This window comes from Verrucomicrobiota bacterium, from assembly GCA_016200005.1.
Classification (GTDB): domain Bacteria; phylum Verrucomicrobiota; class Verrucomicrobiia; order Limisphaerales; family PALSA-1396; genus PALSA-1396.
In genome coordinates, this window is record JACQFP010000006.1 from 1 (window position 1) to 17,339 (window position 17,339).

The following is a 17,339-nucleotide window of genomic DNA, read 5'->3' on the forward strand; positions in this document are numbered from 1 at the left end:
ACTGGCTCAGCGCCGCCGGCGCCGAGCCGAAAATAAAAAACAGAAAACCGCCAGACCAATAACAAAAAACAACATAACCATGACCGCCCCTTTGTAGTGTAATTAAACCGCGGCTGAGGTCATTGATTCAAAAACGCGCCGGAAGACCAGTTCTGAAAGCACCAATCACCAAGCTCCAGTATCCAGAGAAGCTCCAAGCATCAAGCTCCAAGGCTACACGCCCACTGAGTCACAGCGGACTTTGAGGTTCGACGTTTGAAGCTTCTCTGGAGCTTGGAGGTTGGTGCTTGGAATTTTTCCCGTGCGCCTTCGGTGTCTTTCTTGCCAAAACTTCGCGCGCCAGCCACTCTGAAGCACATGACCAACGTTCTCAGCCGGCTCACCTGGTTCGTCACGCTTGCTCTGACGCTTGATCTCGCGGCTGTCGAACCGAACGAAACCCGCCCAATCGGCGTCGCCAAGATCGACATCACGCCTGACTATCCCATTCGTCTCAGCGGCTACGGCAACCGGCGAAAGGAGTCAGAAGGGGTCGCGCAAAACATCTTCGCCAAGGCATTGGCGATGGGCAGCGACAAGGAAGGCCCGGCCCTGCTCATCACCGTGGACAACTGTGGTGTCCCTGTCAGCGTCCGCGACGAAGTTGTCCAGCGCCTGATCAGGAAGAAAAAAATAAACCCTGATCGCGTCGCCATCTGTTCCTCGCACACACATTCCGCCCCGTGCCTGACGGGCATATTGCCGAATCTTTTCAGCGAACCGATCCCGCCGGAGCATCAGGTCAAGATCGATCGCTACACGCGAGAATTGATCGACAATCTGGAAAAAGTTGCGCTTGCGGCGTTGGCCAATCGAAAACCTGGAAAACTGTCATGGGGTCAGGGCACAGCCGGTTTCGCCAAAAACCGCCGCCCGCAAGGCGGCCCGGTCGATCATGATTTACGAATTCTTGTTGTCACTGACGCCAAAGGCAAACTGCGCGCCGTCGTGGCGAACTACGCCTGCCACTGCACGACCGTCACTGGTGAGTTCAATCAAATCTGTGGCGACTGGGCCGGCTACGCGCAGGAATTTCTGGAGCGAGATCATCCCGGCGCAATTGTTCTTACTCCCGTCGGTTGTGGCGCGGACTCCAATCCTTTTCCCCGACCCGGTTTCGACCTCGCCAAGCAGCATGGCCAGGAAATCGCGACACAGGTCAACCGTCTCCTTGCAAATCCGCTCACTCCGATTCGCGGCCAACTTCAATGTCGCACCAAGCAGATTGAACTTCCCTTCGACACGTTGCCAACCCGCGAGCAATGGGAACAGCGCGCGAAACAATCCGGCGCCGTGGGTTATCACGCGAAGATCAATCTTGTCCGGCTCGATCGTGGCGAAACATTGCCGACCAAACTACCTTACCTGGTGCAGACCTGGAATTTCGGCAACAATCTGGCGATGGTTTTCCTCCCCGGCGAAGTCGTCGTTGATTACTCGCTGCGTTTGAAAAAAGAATTCGACACCACGCGCCTCTGGGTCAACGCCTACGCCAACGACGTTCCCTGCTACATCCCGTCCCGGCGCATTCTCAAGGAAGGCGGCTACGAAGGCGGCGACGCGATGGTCTATTACGACCGCCCCACCAAATTGGCGATGGAAACCGAAGACCTGATCATCGGCGGCGTTCACGACCTGATGCCCAAAGAGTTTTTGTTCGAGGATAAGAAGGCCAAGTTCCCACCGGCGAACCGCTGATCATCGGCCCGGTGGCGAAGAGTCAGCGCTGATTTCGAGGGCGCCAATGCAACCACCAAAGCCGCGAACCACGCGAACACTTTTGCCGCATTGTGTTCTTTTGCGGCAATTGAATCTGCGTTCATCGTCGTTTATCTGCGGTTAAAAACAAATGGCTGACGTTTTCACCAAGGCGAAGCGGGCGCGACGGGACAGAATTCAAGGCGCGGCAGGTTCGGCGCGGATCAGCGGCTTCAGCCGTTTAAGCATCACCACGCCGATGCCCGGGACTTTGCCGAGGTCGTCCGTGATCTTGTAAGGCCGGTGGGCCATGATGCGCTCGGCCAGCTTCGGGCCGATGCCGGGCAGCTTTTGCAATTCCTCGTAAGTGGCATTGTTGATGTCCACCAACGAAGCAGCGATCGGGGTGTTGGTTGGCGCGACGCTGACTGCAGCGGATCCGACCTGGCGCGGAAATTTGGTTTCGTCCCAGATGCCGCGTTTCTTTTCGCGCGCGATGAGTTCGAGGTTTTTGAGTTTGTTGATGAAGGTGGTGGAGCGCGGGCCATCCGGCCAGTTGGCGCGCAGGCCGTAGATGCGAGCGTGTCCATGGGCGACCAGTTCCTCGGCGAGGTTTTTGCCATTGACGAGCACGACGGCGTAGAAACGAGCCAGGGTGCTGCGGCCCATCGCATTTCGCCACCGGGTGATGACCGTGATGTCTGCATCGGAAAGGGTCGCGCGCGTAAATTGCGACGCGGCCGTGCCCGCACGCGAAATGTCGTTAGGCGAAATTCCGAAATAGGCGGCCTGATCTTGGGCACGTTCCGTGAGAGTGGCATCGCTCTCCGGCGCGTCCACGAAGTAGAGGCGGAAGACGTATTCGCGTTCTTTGTGGGCCACATGAAAACTGTCACCGTCCACGATGGCATTGGCATTGGTGATGAGGTGACAGCCAGCGAGGACTTCCCATGCGTCGGCGCTTTTTTGCTGGGCGAGCAGGCGCGGCGTCGGGCACAGGACCAGTCCAAGGAGACAGGCCAGCACGATTCGCTTCGGGACGACGACGGGACGTGCTTTGGCCATAAAGGCACTATGGCACGCTCGCTCGCGAATGCAGCATTAAATTGAGGCGGAGAAGGTGTCGCTAGGAGACGCGTCGCGCCCGAAACGGAGAGCGACTCTGTGGCGCGAGATGCGACTTGTGCGGCGGATTCAAAGGGTCTGGCGGCAACTCGTTAAGACGCGGACGAGTGCGGCCCGAATTCCGTTTGCGCCACCGTCGAGACCTCAAACACAAGATGATCGACATCACCGATCTGCCGCGTGCGGCTGTGTTCCGGTGCCAGCTTCATGAACAGGTTCAGCATTTTCTGGTTGGAGGTCATTACGTCGGCCTCGAACCAGCGAATCCCGTCCGCAACGGCCAGGCGCGCCAGGAGTTGCAGGAGAAAGGTACCCAGCCCGCGGCGTTGAAAATCATCATGCACGGTAAAGGCGACCTCGGCGGCGCCGGGCTTGGGCAGCCGCACGTAGCGCGCGCCACAGACGATGCGAGTGGCGTCATTCGCCGACACCACACCCACGACGCACAACTCGTCCGTCCGATCAATGGCAAGCATCCGGCGGAGTTGGTCGGGCGCGACGCTGCGGATGGGACTGAAGAAGCGGTGCAACAAGGTCTCGCGCGAAGCGGTGCGGATGGCTTCGGTGATGAGGGGTTGATCGTCCGGCCGCACATGCCGGAAGCGCACCAGTGGTCCACCGGCCAGCGGCCATTCGGCGAGCCACTCGGGGTCGCTGGCGCTGGGCAGTTTATATTGTGCCGTCGGATCGTCCACGTGTTCAATATGACTCATCCGGGTTAAACGATGCAGAAAATCTTGGGCTGACGAAGCTCTTTCCCACCTTCAGTGGGCGCTGGGCTGAACCGTTGTTTTGGAATAATCGAAGGTAAACAATTCGGCGTCGGTCAGACGGAAAACGATGCGCATCTCATTCAACGTCGCTTCGCAGACCGAGCGGCCTTTCCAAGTAATCTCCTTGCCAAAGCCCGATTCAGTGACGAGGTCGCAGTCGGCGAAGGAAAAGCCGGGCAGGACTTTGTTGTCGTCGCCGCGAAGCTCGGCGCGCAGTTCTTTCCGAATGATGGCGTTGACAACGAGCGTGGATTTCTTTGGCGGAGTCAACAATGGTCGCGTCATCAAGAATCCCGGAGCGCTTGAGTTGGGCCGCACGCCGATCAAACGATCGCGTTCACAGACGGCGAGGCCAATCGAGCCGACGTTTTCCTGCTTGGTGTCGTGCGGGAGGGGAAAGCCGCCGTAATAAAATCGCAATTCGTCGCCGACTTCGACGGGGCTTTCCGCCGCCATGACCATGCCGGCTTCCCACGAACCGGCCGCGCCGCGCTCCAGAAACGGCGGGTGCGTGGGGATACGGTCCCAGACTTGTCCGTCGCCGCTCCAGGCCAGTTCAGAGTGCATGAAGCCCGTCCCGCGATCGTAGGTCTGGAGTTGGCCGAACAAGAGATCGCCGCGCCGGAAAACGGTCATGCCGTAGAATTCCGGTTTATCGGTTTCGGTCGGCACAAGGATGTTGCGCTCGTGCGTCCAGTGTTGGAGGTCGCGACTTTCCTGGACGGAGACGCGGCGTTTGTGGTCGCCGGCGTAGGCGCGCGGTCGGCAGAACAGCAGCCAGCGATCGCACACTTCGTCATAGACGAAATTGTTGTGCGTATCGCTGTGATACGAGATGGCCGGAGTCTGCCACGTGAACTTGAATGACTTGCCATCGTCGGATGAGGAAACGAACACGCCGCCCTTTTGATTGTGGATGGCGAGAAATTTTCCGGTGAACGCGCGTGGTTTCGGGTTGAGGCACACGTCGATGTTCTGGGTTTTGTCCGTGCCGAGGCGGATGACATTGTTGTCCTTGCTGCCGGCGTAATCGAACAGACCCAATGACGGTTTGCGCCAAGTGATGCCGTCGGGCGATTCCGCATAGCAGACGTTGTAGGAGAACGGGAGTTTGTTGTAGTAGGCGTTGCTGCTCCAGATCGAATACCACATCTTGAACAAACGGTCCTGGGGATCGAACAGCACGGAGCCGCCCAAATGCGGGCCGGTGCCTTCCCACGGATGCTCGCGGACGATGAGCGGATTTCCCGGATGGCGTTTGGGCGGGACAACAAAACGTTCGAGTTGCCAGCGGTCCTCCACGACGCGGCTGTCGCACACAAAGTACGGACCTCTTGCTGCCGACACTTTGTAATCGGGAGCCGGAAGCGTCACGGCTGCCAACGCAAGCGGCGGCGCCAGAATGAAAACGAAAGCGCCGTAACTCTTAAGGCGGAAGGGCATCAGCCGTTATTAATCCCAAATCCGGTACGGGAGCAAGGTTCTTTCCAGAAAGACGCCGCAGCGCGGACACTTGCCCGGTTCCTTCCACGGTCGTGTCCGATGCAGTTTAGACACCGGACAGGCCGGTGTCACCACGGACCATTTTATTTGGGTCAATCCAGCAATCAACATTTTATCGGCCAGGACGGAATAAAGCGAAGGGTCGCCTCCACCGGCAATCGTCGTGAATGGCTTCTTTCCCAAGCTATTCTTTCGCGCACGAACTTCGGCGTCCGTGACGCGAACACGGATCGGCACGTCGTGCAGGTCACGGCAATCGCAACACTCGATGGTTTGGGTGATGCGACCAAATCCGTCATCGACGCCGCCACTGACTTTCGCCCGGTAACCGCAGCGTGGACAATCGAACAAGTAAGCTTTGCCCATGAAACAATCTAAGTTCGCCTGGGATTGTTCTTCGACCTCTGAGCCGAGGTCAGATTTCACGCCATAGCTGGTTGCAAGTCCCCCAGCGGTTCAACGTCCCGTTCGATTTGTTTTTCCTTTTCGTAACGCGCCAGACGCAAGTCGTAATCTGCCTGCAATCCCGTCCACAGTTCCGCCGTTGTGCCAAAGTAACGCGCCAGCCGCAGGGCCGTGTCTGCTGTGATGCTTCGCTTCTCCATCACAATCTCGTTAATCCGGCGCGGCGGGACATTCAACGCCCGCGCCAGCGCGTTTTGCGACAGGTCGCGTGGCTTCATAAACTCCTCGCGGAGAATTTCACCCGGATGTATCGGGGGCAATTTCTTTGCTTTCATAATCAATGGTAGTCCACAATTTCCACGTCGAACGCATCCTCACCAAGCCTGCAGAAAAGCAAATGCGCCATTGATCGTTCACGCGTATGCTGTGCTGTCCCTTGCGGTCGCCCTTCAACGCTTCCAACCGATTGCCATACGGCGAGCGCAAGTCCTGCAAATTCCGCGCTTGATGCAACAGCAACAGTTTCCGTCGCGCCACCCGTTGAATCTGTGTCGGCGGTCGTCTGGACGATTCATCGTTAAACAGCCGCTCGGTTTCCGGGCAGGCGAAGCTGCGTATCATCTATCCCAACCATAATGTTCGGCGTCATGCTGTGTCAAGAAACGCGCCTAACTCACCCAATCCGCCATAAGTTTTGCGCTTTGCTCTAAGGGCGACTCTCGACGATTGTTTTGACTTACGATTATTCGTCGGCATTCTTGGACCGCGAGAAACACATAAAACCATTGATTTCATTTGGGATGGTGCGCGCTGCAGGTTTCGAACCTGCGACCCCTACCGTGTGAAGGTAATGCTCTACCACTGAGCTAAGCGCGCCACCGGCCAAAAACTAACGGAGCGCCCGGACATTTCAAGATTTTCTTCGATGGTTCAAGGCATTGCCACCGTTAGGAGTTCCGCCTTCCGGCGGTTCTTGCTTTAACACACGTTCTGACCGCCTGAAGGCGGAACTCCAAACAAAGTGTCCATGCAACTCTGACTGGTTCGGATTTCGGATTTCGGATTTGGGCTATGCACTTAATTCCCCTTGGCCCATCGGACACGCGAGAGCGTGAACTCCAACGCCGTGCGAGGGCCGTTTCCGTTGGAGTTCAACCTTTAGGTTGTCCCCCGGTTGTCTGAAGGAGAATCAAGTGCATAGCCCTATTTGGGATTTCAGAATCCGCCTCCGCACGTCTGCGGCTACATTCACTTTGCGGCTACACCTCACGCGCCAATGATTGCTTGGCGATGTGATGTCGCCTTGTTTAACTGGCATCGTTGAACTCACTGGCATCAACCATTGAAAGCACAACTGGGGCATTGAGTCCGTTGGGGTTTCTCGGTTTATTCGTCGCGGCCTCGGTCTTGATGATCTGGCGGCTGGAGCACATGACGGAAAAAGGCGTGGAGGGGACGGTGCTGGGCACGCTGGTCATGCCGTACTGTTCGGGTCTGCCCAATTTGATTTTTGTTTTCGTGCTCGCGAGCAAGGGCGGCAGTGGCAAAGAGGTGATGATCAACTGCCTCGTCAACAATGTCACGAACATGACGTTCTTGATCGGGCTGCCGGCGATTTTCTGGGGCATGAGTGTGCTGCCCGCGCGTAAAGGGAAAAAGAAAAAGAAGAGCGAGGAGACCCATCGCATCAACCGTCTCTCGCTTCTGTTGACGCTGACGGCGGTTTTGTTTTTTACCGGCGCGGTGTGGGCTTTGGGACGCGACGGCAAACTGGATTTCGGCGATGGTCTGGTGTTGGTCGGCCTGTTTCTATTCTGGCAATGCTTTCACATCTTTGACGTGTTGAAGAACAATGTCCGGCAGAACAAATCGTTCCATTGGACTCTGTTCCTGGACCTGGCGCTGCTGGCGGTCGGTGCTTATGGCATCTACGTCAGCGTGAACTGGCTGGTGGACTGGGTTTCCCACATTCAGACCGGCTTCATCAGCGCCAAGCGGCTGGGCTGGTTGAGCGGCTGGCTAATGGTGCTGCCGAATGCGTTGCTGGCGCTCTATTACGGCTGGCGAAAACGGCCGGAGGTCATCTACAGTTCGCAGGTGGGCGACGGACACATCTGCATTCCGCTGTGCGTTGGTATTTTTGCGTTGTATCGGACGATCGTCGTACCGAACTTCTTTGACGCCGGGATTCAGATGCTGGTCGGAGCGACGCTCGTCCATTTCTTCTTCGTGGCCATTTTCGGTCAACTGCCCCGCTTCATGGGATGGATTCTGACCGGTGTTTACGGGGTGTTCCTCTACAAGGGACTGATTGAATAAGGCGAATCTCAGCCTGACAGGACGATGTGCCGAGTCAGTGATGCGCCAAAACAAAAAATAACTTGTCTCCCGCTCAAGGTGAGCCTTAATTCCCATATCATGCACAATCGAATCCGGCCGAACACCGGCAGGTGCCAGACCAAAGCTAGGTTTGGCCTGCTCAATATTAGGTGTCATCGTCACGTGACTGTCAGAGCAAAGCCCATCTTCGTTGTCGGTGGTTGGTTAGCGGTTGCTTTGGCTGTTTTGCTTCCATTGTTCGGTTGCGAGCGTGAGCCGGGAATGAGGCCCAGATGCATTGACAACTTACTCCAGATACAAGGGGCTAAAAATCAGTGGATGACAGAAACTAAAAAGGCCACCAACGACGTTCCGACGTGGGATAACATTCGGCCTTATCTGTATCGGTCGCGCGAGCTGCACTGCCCAAAAGGTGGAGTTTACACAATTGGGAGGCTGGATGAACGGCCGAGATGCTCTATTGGCGGAAAAGTTCACACACTGCCATGAAACCTCCTCTGAGGTTACATGCGTCACGTAGAGAATATTTTTTGCTGAAGGATGGGGGGATGTGAGCGCACGGAGCGCACCAGACTTGATTCAAGTCGGAAGCTTGACCGGGTTGGAGCGGAATTTCTCGCTCAGATCGACGAAGGGCACTTGCGCGCTCAACCAACGCGTGTTCTTCGTAATCTCGTTCATCGACTGGCCAGTGTGGTTGCAGATCAAAAACATCCCGTCGCCCAAAACCATGAAGGCGTCGAAGCGCGTGCCGCCGCCGTGACGGGCAAATTCAAAATCGCCGCAGCCGTGTTTCAAGGACATCAGTTCTGATCGCAACGCCTCGACATCCGACAGGAAGTTTTTTTGAAAGTCCTCCTTGCGCGGCCCGGTGTAGGACAGGATTTTCCCCTTCTTGACCGCCAGTTGAACAATCGTCCACTCATCGAAGACGACGCCTTCGTACACGTCGTTCATCCGGCTGGCGCAGTCTTTGATCGATTTAATTGCTTCATCAAGGGTCATAGCACGATTCGTATTTAATCCGCCGTGAGCAAAACAATTTTGTGAGACGGAAACAAGGTAAATCAAACCGTCCTGATATTTGCTGTCCGGCTACCAGCCCGTTCAAAAGGTAGCCGCCGACGTGCGGAGGCGGACAACACGATTGGATTTCCGCGCCCATTCCGCCTCCTCACCTCGGCGGCTACGCGGGCTTGCGCAGAATCGTGTTGCGCTGCGCCCAGTCGGGATTTGGGTTGGGATAATCCAGGTTGTAATGCAGCCCGCGACTCTCCGGGCGTTGCAGCGCGCTGTGGACAATCAGTTCGGCCACGGTCGCGATGTTGCGCAACTCCAACAAATCATTGGTGACGATGAAGTCCCAATAAAACTCCAGAATCTCCTGTTGCAGGTTGGCGATGCGCGACTTCGCGCGTTGCAGGCGTTTGTTCGTGCGGACGATGCCAACGTAATCCCACATCAGGCGTCGGATCTCGTCCCAGTTGTGCGAGACGACGACGAGTTCGTCGGGATTGTGCGCGTGGCCGGATTGCCAGCCGGGGATTTCTATCTTCACGTCCGGCGACACATGAGTGAGAGCATGATGGGCGGCACGATTCGCCAGGACCAGCGCTTCGAGCAGGGAATTGCTGGCCAGCCGGTTCGCGCCGTGCAACCCAGTGCAGGCCACCTCCCCCACGGCGTAAAGGCCGGGGATTTCGGTTTCGCCGTGCAGATTGGTCAGCACGCCACCACATTGATAATGCGCGGCCGGAACGACGGGGATCGGCTCTTTTGCAATGTCGATGCCGTATTGCAGGCACGTGGCATAGATGTTGGGAAATCGTTCCTTGAGGAAACTCGCCGGCTGGTGCGTGATGTCGAGCAGGACATGATCGGCGCCGCTCTTCTTCATTTCGCTGTCGATGGCGCGGGCCACGATGTCGCGCGGCGCGAGCGATTTGAGCGGATGATGCTTGTTCATGAATTCCGCGCCCTCCACCGTTTTGAGAACGCCCCCCTCGCCGCGCACCGCTTCGCTGATGAGAAACGATTTCGCTTTGGGATGGTAAAGACAGGTCGGATGAAACTGGATGAACTCCATATTGGCGACGGCCGCACCGGCGCGATAGGCCATCGCCACGCCATCTCCGGTGGCGATGTCGGGGTTGGTCGTGTAAAGGTAAACCTTGCCGCAACCACCGGTCGCCAGCAGCACGTTTCGGGCGATGAAAGTCTCCACCTGCCCGCTGATTTTGTTCAGCACATAAACGCCGAGGCAACGGTTTTCTCCAACGTAACCGAGTTTCTGGCTGGTGATGAGGTCGATGGCAAAATGGTCTTCAAAAATTTCAATAGTTGGTTGGGTAGCGATCGCCGCCAGCAGAGCGCGCTCAATTTCGCGACCGGTCACATCTTGGGCGTGCAGAATGCGGCGCTTCGAGTGACCGCCTTCCTTGCCTAGATCAAGTTCTTTCACGCCGTGGGAGCGGGGAATTTCGCGTTCGGAAAAACGCATTCCGAGTTCGATCAACTCGGCGATGCGCGCCGGACCTTCTTCGATGATGGTGCGGACGACATTTTCGTGACAAAGTCCGGCGCCCGCTTCCAACGTGTCACGCACGTGCAGTTCGAACGAGTCTTCCTTGCTCGTGACTGCGGCGATGCCGCCCTGGGCGTAGTTCGTGTTCGACTCGGCGCGTTGTTTCTTGGTGACAATCCCCACGCGCCCGCGTGGTGCCACCTTCAGAGCGAAAGAAAGCCCCGCAATGCCGCTGCCAAGAACCAGGAAGTCGAAGTGTTTCATTGCGCGCCCAATTCAACACAGTCGAGGCGCCTTGTCCAACGAAGTGTTTCTCCCCGGTTCAGTCGGTCTGTGGACTACGGCACGACGGCGGCGCGGTAGAAGCGCCGGGATGGGTTCGCTCCCAGAGGATCGCTGTACGTCACCGTGCCAAACGAGTTCGTGACCGTCGCGAGCACACTCCAGGTCAACAAGTTCGTGGAGGCTTGCAGCTCCAGCCGCGCGCCGGGCGGGCCGTGCACCACCAACTGCATCGAGCCATTCGTGGGCCGATCGGGTTTTTCGAACCACACGGAACTGGCTGGCACTTCGCGCAAGCGATAAAAGCACGCGCGGGAATCCGGGGCCGGATCGACGAAGGGCATGGCCGTGTTCGTGGGCGAAATGACACCCAACGAGAACCAGATCAGTAAATTGGTCGAGGCCAGAACCTCGTAAACTTTGCCCGGGATGACATGCAGGAGAAGCTGGCATTGGCCGTTGGTTGGCGGTCCACTGAGTTCGAGCCAACTCAATGGAACGAAGGTGACTTGATCCAGCCAGGCGGCATCCGAGCCGCTGCTGACCGCCCGATCTTTGGCATAGCGCCAGCGAAGGGTGTGGACACCGCGAACGAGGTTGACCCCCACCTGCCGCCAGTTGACTTCGCCGGAGATGCGGTTGGTCTGCAACACGCCATCGATGTAGAATTTCAGGAAGTCAAAACCTGTCTCCGAGGAGACCTTCCACCAGAAGCTAAGAATCCCCGGTCCCGTCACGGTCGTTTCCAACCAGGATTCCTGATTGTCGCCCAGGCTGCCGCTCCGGGCCGCCGAGACGCCATCGCGAGAACCATTCGTCTGGCCAAACCACGCCGCATTGCCTCCGGTTTGCCAGACCAGATCCGTGGAGTTGCACAACACGCCCTCCAGCGGCAGCGGGCTTACGACGGTGACCGGGATCGTTACGCGATTGGTCAAGCCCGCGTCATCCGTAGCGTTCAAAGTGATCGTCGCGGTGCCGGTTTGATCGGAGGTGGGTGTCCCTGTGAGCAGCCAATATGTATTTTTGACGTAACTTACGGCTAGGTCCGCCGCGGGCATCAGATTGGTGTCTGAAGAACTTGCCGTGACCGTAATCAAATCGCCGGACGGCCCATCATCCAACACACTGAAGCCCAACCAGGAGGTCGTGTCCGCGGCAACGAGCCAGTTCGTAAGCACCGAAAAGGTCGGCGGCCTTCTTTGTGGCAGGTGACCCACGAGGACACCCCGAGCTTGCAAGCCATCGACGGCTGTTCTGTCGGGTGAGCTGGAGTTCACATTGAGCAAGTTGAGCGTAAGATTTACGTACGACAATTGCGGCAGGTCCTGGATAGGCCCAATGTTGGTCAACAGGTTTTGCCGGAGAGAAAGGAATTCAAGATTCATCAGCCCGGCCAGTGGCGCCAGGTCGGTAATGCGATTGGTTTCCAAGCTCAACCAGGTCAGTTGCGACATGCTCTGCAGGAAGGTGAGGTCGTTGATGGCATCCCCATGCAACCCTAACCCGGTCAGGTTCGTCAGCGCCGTCAAGGATGAAAGGTCGGCGACGCTATTATTGTTGAGGCTGAAAAACCTCAGCCCGGGCAGAGCCGGCAACACGCTCAGGTTGCTGATTGAGTTCCCGTTCAGAAACAGGCTCGATAGATTGGTGGCCCATTCCAAGCCGGACAAGTCGGCGATATTGGTATTGTAAACGTAGAGATAAGTCAGCGACTGGAGCTCCAGACTGGTGAGATCGCCGGCGGGCCGGCCGAGGGTTTGCTGGATGGCGGTTGCCAGATTCGGATCTGGAAACGTGACCACTTCGGGTATCATGACGCTGACCAGCACGTCCACACTGGTGATCAGCCCGGCGTCATCGGTCGCGGTGAGAGTGATGGTGGTTGTGCCAGTCTGGTCGGCTGCAGGAGTCAGCGTCAATGTCCGGTTTTCATTGGTGCCCGTAATCGAAAAGCCTTGGTCCGGTATCAAACTCGTGTCCGAGGAACTGGCCGTTATCAACAACTGGTCGCCCGGCGTGATGTCATCGTAAACGTAGAAGGCGTGCGACGAAGCGAGATTCGTGGCAATGAACCAGCGGGTGGGAAGCGAGAGATTGGGCGGCTGGTTTTGCGGCTGGTAGGCCACACTGACTTGCCGGCTTTGCAGGTTTTGGATCACGGCGCTGACTGGAGAATCGGTGCTGAGATCGAGCAGGTTGCCGACCAATCCAGCCCGTGACAGATGCGGCAGGTGCTCGAGGTCGGCGATGTCTTTCAGCAGGTTGTAGTCCGCTTCAACGGAAACCAGATTGGTCAGCCCGCCCAACTCCACCGTGTCCTAAAGCCGATTGTTCCGCAGGTTGAGCGACACCAGTCGGCTCAACCCTTGGACAAAACTCAGGTTGCTGAGGGACAGGCCATCCAGCTTGAGGTGAGTCAGATTGGTCAGCGCGGCCAGCAGGGTGTGGTTGGTGATCGGGTTATGGCCCAGCTCCAGGCAGTTTAGATTCGTCAATCCGGTCAGTGGCGACAGGTCGGCGATCCGGTTGTCGTCGAGGAGGAGATGTGTCAATCGCTTCAGGCCATCAAGAAAAGTCAGGTTGCTCACGGAGTTATGGTACAACCAAAGACCGGTCAGATTGGTCAATCCAGATAGCTCCGTAAAGTTGGTGATCGGATTGCCGGTCAGTACCAAAGCGGTTAAATTCGTCAGCGTCGCCAGCGGCAACAGATCACCGACACGGTTGTAGGCCAGATCAATGTAGCTGAGCCGGCTCAAGCCGGACAGGAATGTCAGGTTGCTGATGGCATTGCCGCGCAACTCAAGATTGACCAGCTCCGTCCAGCCGGACAGCGCGGAGTAATTGGTGACGGGATTTCCGCTCAGCACCACGTAGCTCAAGTTGGCGAGCGTGGTCAACGGCGACAGGTCGCTGATCTGGTTGTCGCCGAGGTTCAAGAAATTCAAACGGATCAGATGCTGCAGGAAGGACACGTTGCTGATGGAATTACCGCCCAGATACAAGGTGGTCAGGTTGGCGGCCGCCGCCAGCACCACGTCGCAGTTCGTGATCGTATTCCATCTGAGGTCCAGGCTGTTCAGGTTCGTTAATCCCGCCAGCGGAGAAAGATCGGTGACGAGGTTTTTGTAGAGGACCACCGAGGTCAACCGCCACAAATCCCGCAGCACGGCCAGATTTGTAATGCCGCCGTCACACAGCGCGAGATTGGTCAGACCGGTCAAGCCGGACAGCGTCGAGTAGTCGCCGATTGGATTTCCGCCCAAGGCCAGCGAACTCAGGTTTGTCAAAGTGGACAGAGGTGAAAGTTCGCGGATGCGGTTCTTTTCAAGTTCCAGCGAAGTAAGCTTGTTCAAGCCCTGTAGAAAGGTCAGGTTGCTGATCGAGTTGCCGTTCAAGCAAAGACGGGTGAGGTTGGTCAAGACGGACAGTTCGTCGCCGGTGGGAATCAAGTTATCTCCGATATTCAATTCCGTGAGGCTGAACAGCGCGGCGAGCGGTGAAAGATCGCTGACGGCATTTCCGGCCAGTTCGAGACGCGCCAGGTTGGTCGCCCATTCCAAACCGGACAGGTTGCCGATACTCGCGTTGTAGGCGGAAAGCGAGGTCAGCGCCTGGAGATCCTCACTGGTGAGTCGGCCGGTTGGTTTGTCCAACGCGGCGCGGATGGCGGCTTCGAGGTTCGGGTCAGGAAAGGTGACCTCCGTTTGGGCGTAGGCAGCGCTGGCGGACAGCCCTGCAGCAAGAACCACAGACCAGACAGCAACAGATTTTCGAACGGCTTTCACTTTCACCATACCCCAGTTGACCTGCCCATGCGCGCGAGACGCACCGCCTCGGCGCGCAGACACCCCTTGCTCTCAACACTCAACGAATCGACGGCTTCCGGGGCACAACCTCCCCTGCCCTCACGGCGCTCGCAAAGAAAATCACCTGAACAAAACGCACGCGCGCCTGCGTCGCCATTTCGGACTTTAGAGTCAGGATCACCTTGGCCGGAAGCACTCCCCCATTGCAAGCTGATTTCCAGCCCTGAAACGAGCTGTGGAAATCAGGCGGCTGGAGCAATCTTTGCGGTCAAAGCCGCGCGTTGTCGATGAGCCGCGTTCTTCCGACAAACACCGCCAGCGCCAGATGCGTGCCGCGCGTTGCCTGGGTTACCGGCTGCAAAGTGTCCGGCTCGAAAACCTCCACATAATCGAGCCGCGCAGCCGGTTGGCTGGAAATCAAACGCTTCAATTGCGCTTTCAAACGGGTCGAGGAGACGGCGCCTGCTCTCACGGTTTGGCGGGCCAGCCCGATGGCCCGCCACAAAATGGTCGCCTGCCGCCGTTCTCCCGGAGCCAGGTAATTGTTGCGCGAACTCATCGCCACGCCATCAGTCTCCCGCGCAATCGGAGCGATCACGATTCTTACCGGAAAATTCAAATCGCGCACCAAGCGTCGGATGATTGTCGCCTGCTGAAAATCTTTTGCGCCGAAAACCGCGACGTCCGGCTGCACGATGTTGAAGAGCTTGGCCACTACCGTCGTCACGCCGCGGAAATGCGTGGGCCGCGACTTGCCCTCCATGACCTTCGACAAATCCTCCTCGACCACAAACGTGCTGAACTTTTCACCGCGGTCCGGCGGGTACATCTGTTTGTCGTCCGGCACGAACATCAGATCGACACCCTCAGCGCGGCAGAGTCGCGTGTCCCGCGCTAAATCGCGGGGGTAGCGGTTGAGGTCTTCCTTCGGCCCGAACTGTGTCGGGTTGACATAAATGCTGAGGACTACTTTGCCGCTTTTGCCGACCCGTTGCCGCGCGCGTTTGATCAGACCCAGATGCCCCACGTGCAAATAACCCATCGTCGGCACGAAGCTGATGCGGACGCTTTCTCTCTGCCAACGGCGCGCCAACTTTTGCATGGCGGCGATCGACGTAATGATTCGCATGGCGGAAAAAATGGGACAGCTCCGATCAAGTATCAACCTTAATGTCGAGACAAACGAGCCGCAGGTGTTGAACAAGAAACGCGAAGGCATTCACCTTCGCGTTATTTGTTTTTCAAATCTCCGATCAACGATGGAATTGAATCGGCGCTCCTGCCGGCATCTCGTGAGCGCACGGCTGGTTGGTTGGCGCATCGGCTTCACGCTCAGTCGAACCCACTAGCCGGTTGGCCAACAGGTAGGCTTCCACTTCCTCACCACTCACGTCAGCCAGCAGGCGACCGTTGATCTCAACGCACGGGCTGAGCATCTGACCGCTCCTTTCGATCATCTCCTGGCGTTGGACAGGGTCGTTGATGATGTCGCGGTCTTCGTACGGCAGGTCGTATTTGCGCAGGACGGCGCGCACACCCTGGCTCCAACCACAGGACGGTTTCAAGTAAGCAATTATTTTCGGTTTGTTCATAATATAAGATTTCGCTCCTAAACTGCCACAGCCGCACAAAAGTTCAAAGGTTAAAGTTTTGCCCCTCCAATCCGGCTCCAGAGAGATGACTTGATCCCTGAATCCTGAAACGGGAAAGTCAGGCAAACATGCCGCTGAAAGTTCTAATCGTTCCCGATAAATTTAAAGGCACGCTCACCGCCCAGGCCGCCGCCGCCGCCATCGCCAAAGGTTGGCGCCAAGCGCGTCCACAAGATTCCCTGGAATTGTTGCCGATGAGCGACGGCGGCGACGGTTTTGGCGAGGTCATCAGCCAGCTCGTTCATGCCAAGGCGCAAACCGTCTGGACACTTGATGCGGCCGGTCGCCGCGGTCGCGCCCGCTGGTGGTGGGAGAAGAAAACGAAAACGGCCATCATCGAGTCCGCCGACGTCATCGGCCTCGCCATGCTTCCGCAAAACAAATTCCACCCGTTTCAACTCGACACGTTTGGTTTGGGCCTGGTCCTTCGAGCCGCATCCGCCAAGGGCACCAAACGATGTCTGATCGGCATCGGTGGCAGCGCGACGAACGACGGCGGATTTGGTTTGGCTCGCGCACTGGGCTGGAATTTTCTGGATCGAAACGACAGGCCGATTGAGCATTGGACCGATCTGGCACAACTCGCGCACCTCCACGCACCGCGAAGAACACGATGGTTTGAGAGTTTGATCGTTGCGGTGGACGTGCAGAATCCGTTGCTCGGCGCAAGCGGAGCGACCAGGATTTACGGTCCGCAGAAAGGTTTGCGGCCGGAAGATTTTCCACTTGCTGAAAAGTGTTTGCGGCAGTTGGCGCTGGCCACCCGCAAATCTTTGAAGCGTGACCTTGCAAAGATTCCCGGCGCCGGCGCCGCTGGTGGACTTGGATTCGGTTTGCTGGCTTTTCTCGGCGCGCAGCCGCAAGCGGGGTTTGATCTCTTCGTCCGCACCGCGAGGCTGCAAACGAGGCTACGCTCAGCGGATCTGGTCATCACCGGCGAAGGCGCCATCGACAAATCGACGTTGATGGGCAAAGGCGTCGGCGAAATCGCGCGTCGCTGCCAGCAACTCAACGTACCGTGCATCGGACTGGCCGGTGTGGTCAACGATTCCCGTTCGATGCAAGGTCGCTTCACCATGACGTTTGGGCTGACAGAATTAACGGCCGCTGCGCAGGCAAAAACAAAACCCGCCTATTGGCTGGAACAATTGGCGATGCGCGTGGCGCATCAATGGCCATAGCGTTG

The 17,339-nt window shown here is 57.4% G+C and carries 14 protein-coding genes, 1 tRNA gene and 1 pseudogene; 3 read left to right on the forward strand and 13 right to left on the reverse strand.

Going from position 1 to position 17,339, the window contains the following annotated elements:
* Window positions 1-357: 357 nt before the first annotated feature.
* Window positions 358-1,737: a neutral/alkaline non-lysosomal ceramidase N-terminal domain-containing protein gene (locus HY298_01365; protein MBI3848929.1), complete on the forward strand. Its 1,380-nt coding sequence runs from the start codon at window positions 358-360 to the stop codon at window positions 1,735-1,737.
* A 198-nt stretch (window positions 1,738-1,935) separates the two neighbouring features.
* Here the strand turns inward: HY298_01365 and HY298_01370 are convergent, their stop codons facing one another.
* The 7 genes and pseudogenes from HY298_01370 to HY298_01400 all read right to left on the reverse strand — a co-directional run bounded on the left by HY298_01370 (window position 1,936) and on the right by HY298_01400 (window position 6,419).
* Entirely contained in the window at window positions 1,936-2,802 is an 867-nt protein-coding gene (locus tag HY298_01370) for a helix-hairpin-helix domain-containing protein (GenBank protein MBI3848930.1), read from the reverse strand.
* 152 nt (window positions 2,803-2,954) lie between these two features.
* Window positions 2,955-3,575, reverse strand: coding sequence for a GNAT family N-acetyltransferase (locus HY298_01375; protein ID MBI3848931.1), 621 nt, complete (start codon window positions 3,573-3,575; stop codon window positions 2,955-2,957).
* A 51-nt stretch (window positions 3,576-3,626) separates the two neighbouring features.
* A complete protein-coding gene (locus HY298_01380; protein MBI3848932.1) occupies window positions 3,627-5,078 on the reverse strand; it encodes a hypothetical protein in 1,452 nt (483 codons plus the stop codon).
* Window positions 5,079-5,087: 9 nt separating this feature from the next.
* On the reverse strand, window positions 5,088-5,564 hold the full coding sequence (locus tag HY298_01385) for a hypothetical protein (GenBank protein MBI3848933.1): 477 nt from the start codon (window positions 5,562-5,564) through the stop codon (window positions 5,088-5,090).
* The gene (locus HY298_01390) at window positions 5,561-5,878 is read right to left on the reverse strand and encodes a HigA family addiction module antidote protein (protein MBI3848934.1); all 318 of its coding nucleotides are present in this window, start codon (window positions 5,876-5,878) and stop codon (window positions 5,561-5,563) included. The genes HY298_01385 and HY298_01390 overlap by 4 nt, the downstream gene beginning before the upstream one ends.
* Window positions 5,879-5,880: 2 nt before the next feature.
* Window positions 5,881-6,164, reverse strand: a pseudogene (locus HY298_01395) (type II toxin-antitoxin system RelE/ParE family toxin).
* 180 nt (window positions 6,165-6,344) lie between these two features.
* Window positions 6,345-6,419: transfer RNA gene (locus tag HY298_01400), tRNA-Val, on the reverse strand.
* Between the two features lie 534 nt (window positions 6,420-6,953).
* On the opposite strand from HY298_01400, the gene HY298_01405 reads away from it, so the two are divergent.
* The gene (locus tag HY298_01405; protein ID MBI3848935.1) at window positions 6,954-7,862 is read left to right on the forward strand and encodes a sodium:calcium symporter; all 909 of its coding nucleotides are present in this window, start codon (window positions 6,954-6,956) and stop codon (window positions 7,860-7,862) included.
* Window positions 7,863-8,462: 600 nt separating this feature from the next.
* Here the strand turns inward: HY298_01405 and HY298_01410 are convergent.
* The 6 genes from HY298_01410 to HY298_01435 all read right to left on the reverse strand — a co-directional run bounded on the left by HY298_01410 (window position 8,463) and on the right by HY298_01435 (window position 16,093).
* Window positions 8,463-8,888, reverse strand: coding sequence for a hypothetical protein (locus HY298_01410; protein MBI3848936.1), 426 nt, complete (start codon window positions 8,886-8,888; stop codon window positions 8,463-8,465).
* A 181-nt stretch (window positions 8,889-9,069) separates the two neighbouring features.
* Window positions 9,070-10,671, reverse strand: coding sequence for an L-aspartate oxidase (gene nadB / locus HY298_01415; GenBank protein ID MBI3848937.1), 1,602 nt, complete (start codon window positions 10,669-10,671; stop codon window positions 9,070-9,072).
* Window positions 10,672-10,745: 74 nt separating this feature from the next.
* Complete coding sequence (locus tag HY298_01420; protein ID MBI3848938.1) at window positions 10,746-13,004, reverse strand: hypothetical protein; 2,259 nt, start codon at window positions 13,002-13,004, stop codon at window positions 10,746-10,748.
* Between the two features lie 6 nt (window positions 13,005-13,010).
* Window positions 13,011-14,480 (reverse strand): leucine-rich repeat domain-containing protein, encoded by a 1,470-nt coding sequence (locus tag HY298_01425; protein MBI3848939.1) that lies wholly within the window; start codon window positions 14,478-14,480, stop codon window positions 13,011-13,013.
* A 289-nt stretch (window positions 14,481-14,769) separates the two neighbouring features.
* The gene (locus HY298_01430) at window positions 14,770-15,630 is read right to left on the reverse strand and encodes a pantoate--beta-alanine ligase (GenBank protein MBI3848940.1); all 861 of its coding nucleotides are present in this window, start codon (window positions 15,628-15,630) and stop codon (window positions 14,770-14,772) included.
* A 124-nt stretch (window positions 15,631-15,754) separates the two neighbouring features.
* Window positions 15,755-16,093: a glutaredoxin gene (locus HY298_01435; GenBank protein MBI3848941.1), complete on the reverse strand. Its 339-nt coding sequence runs from the start codon at window positions 16,091-16,093 to the stop codon at window positions 15,755-15,757.
* 128 nt (window positions 16,094-16,221) lie between these two features.
* On the opposite strand from HY298_01435, the gene HY298_01440 reads away from it, so the two are divergent.
* Window positions 16,222-17,334, forward strand: a complete 1,113-nt coding sequence (locus HY298_01440; protein MBI3848942.1) for a glycerate kinase — start codon at window positions 16,222-16,224, stop codon at window positions 17,332-17,334.
* The last annotated feature ends 5 nt before the right edge of the window (window positions 17,335-17,339 follow it).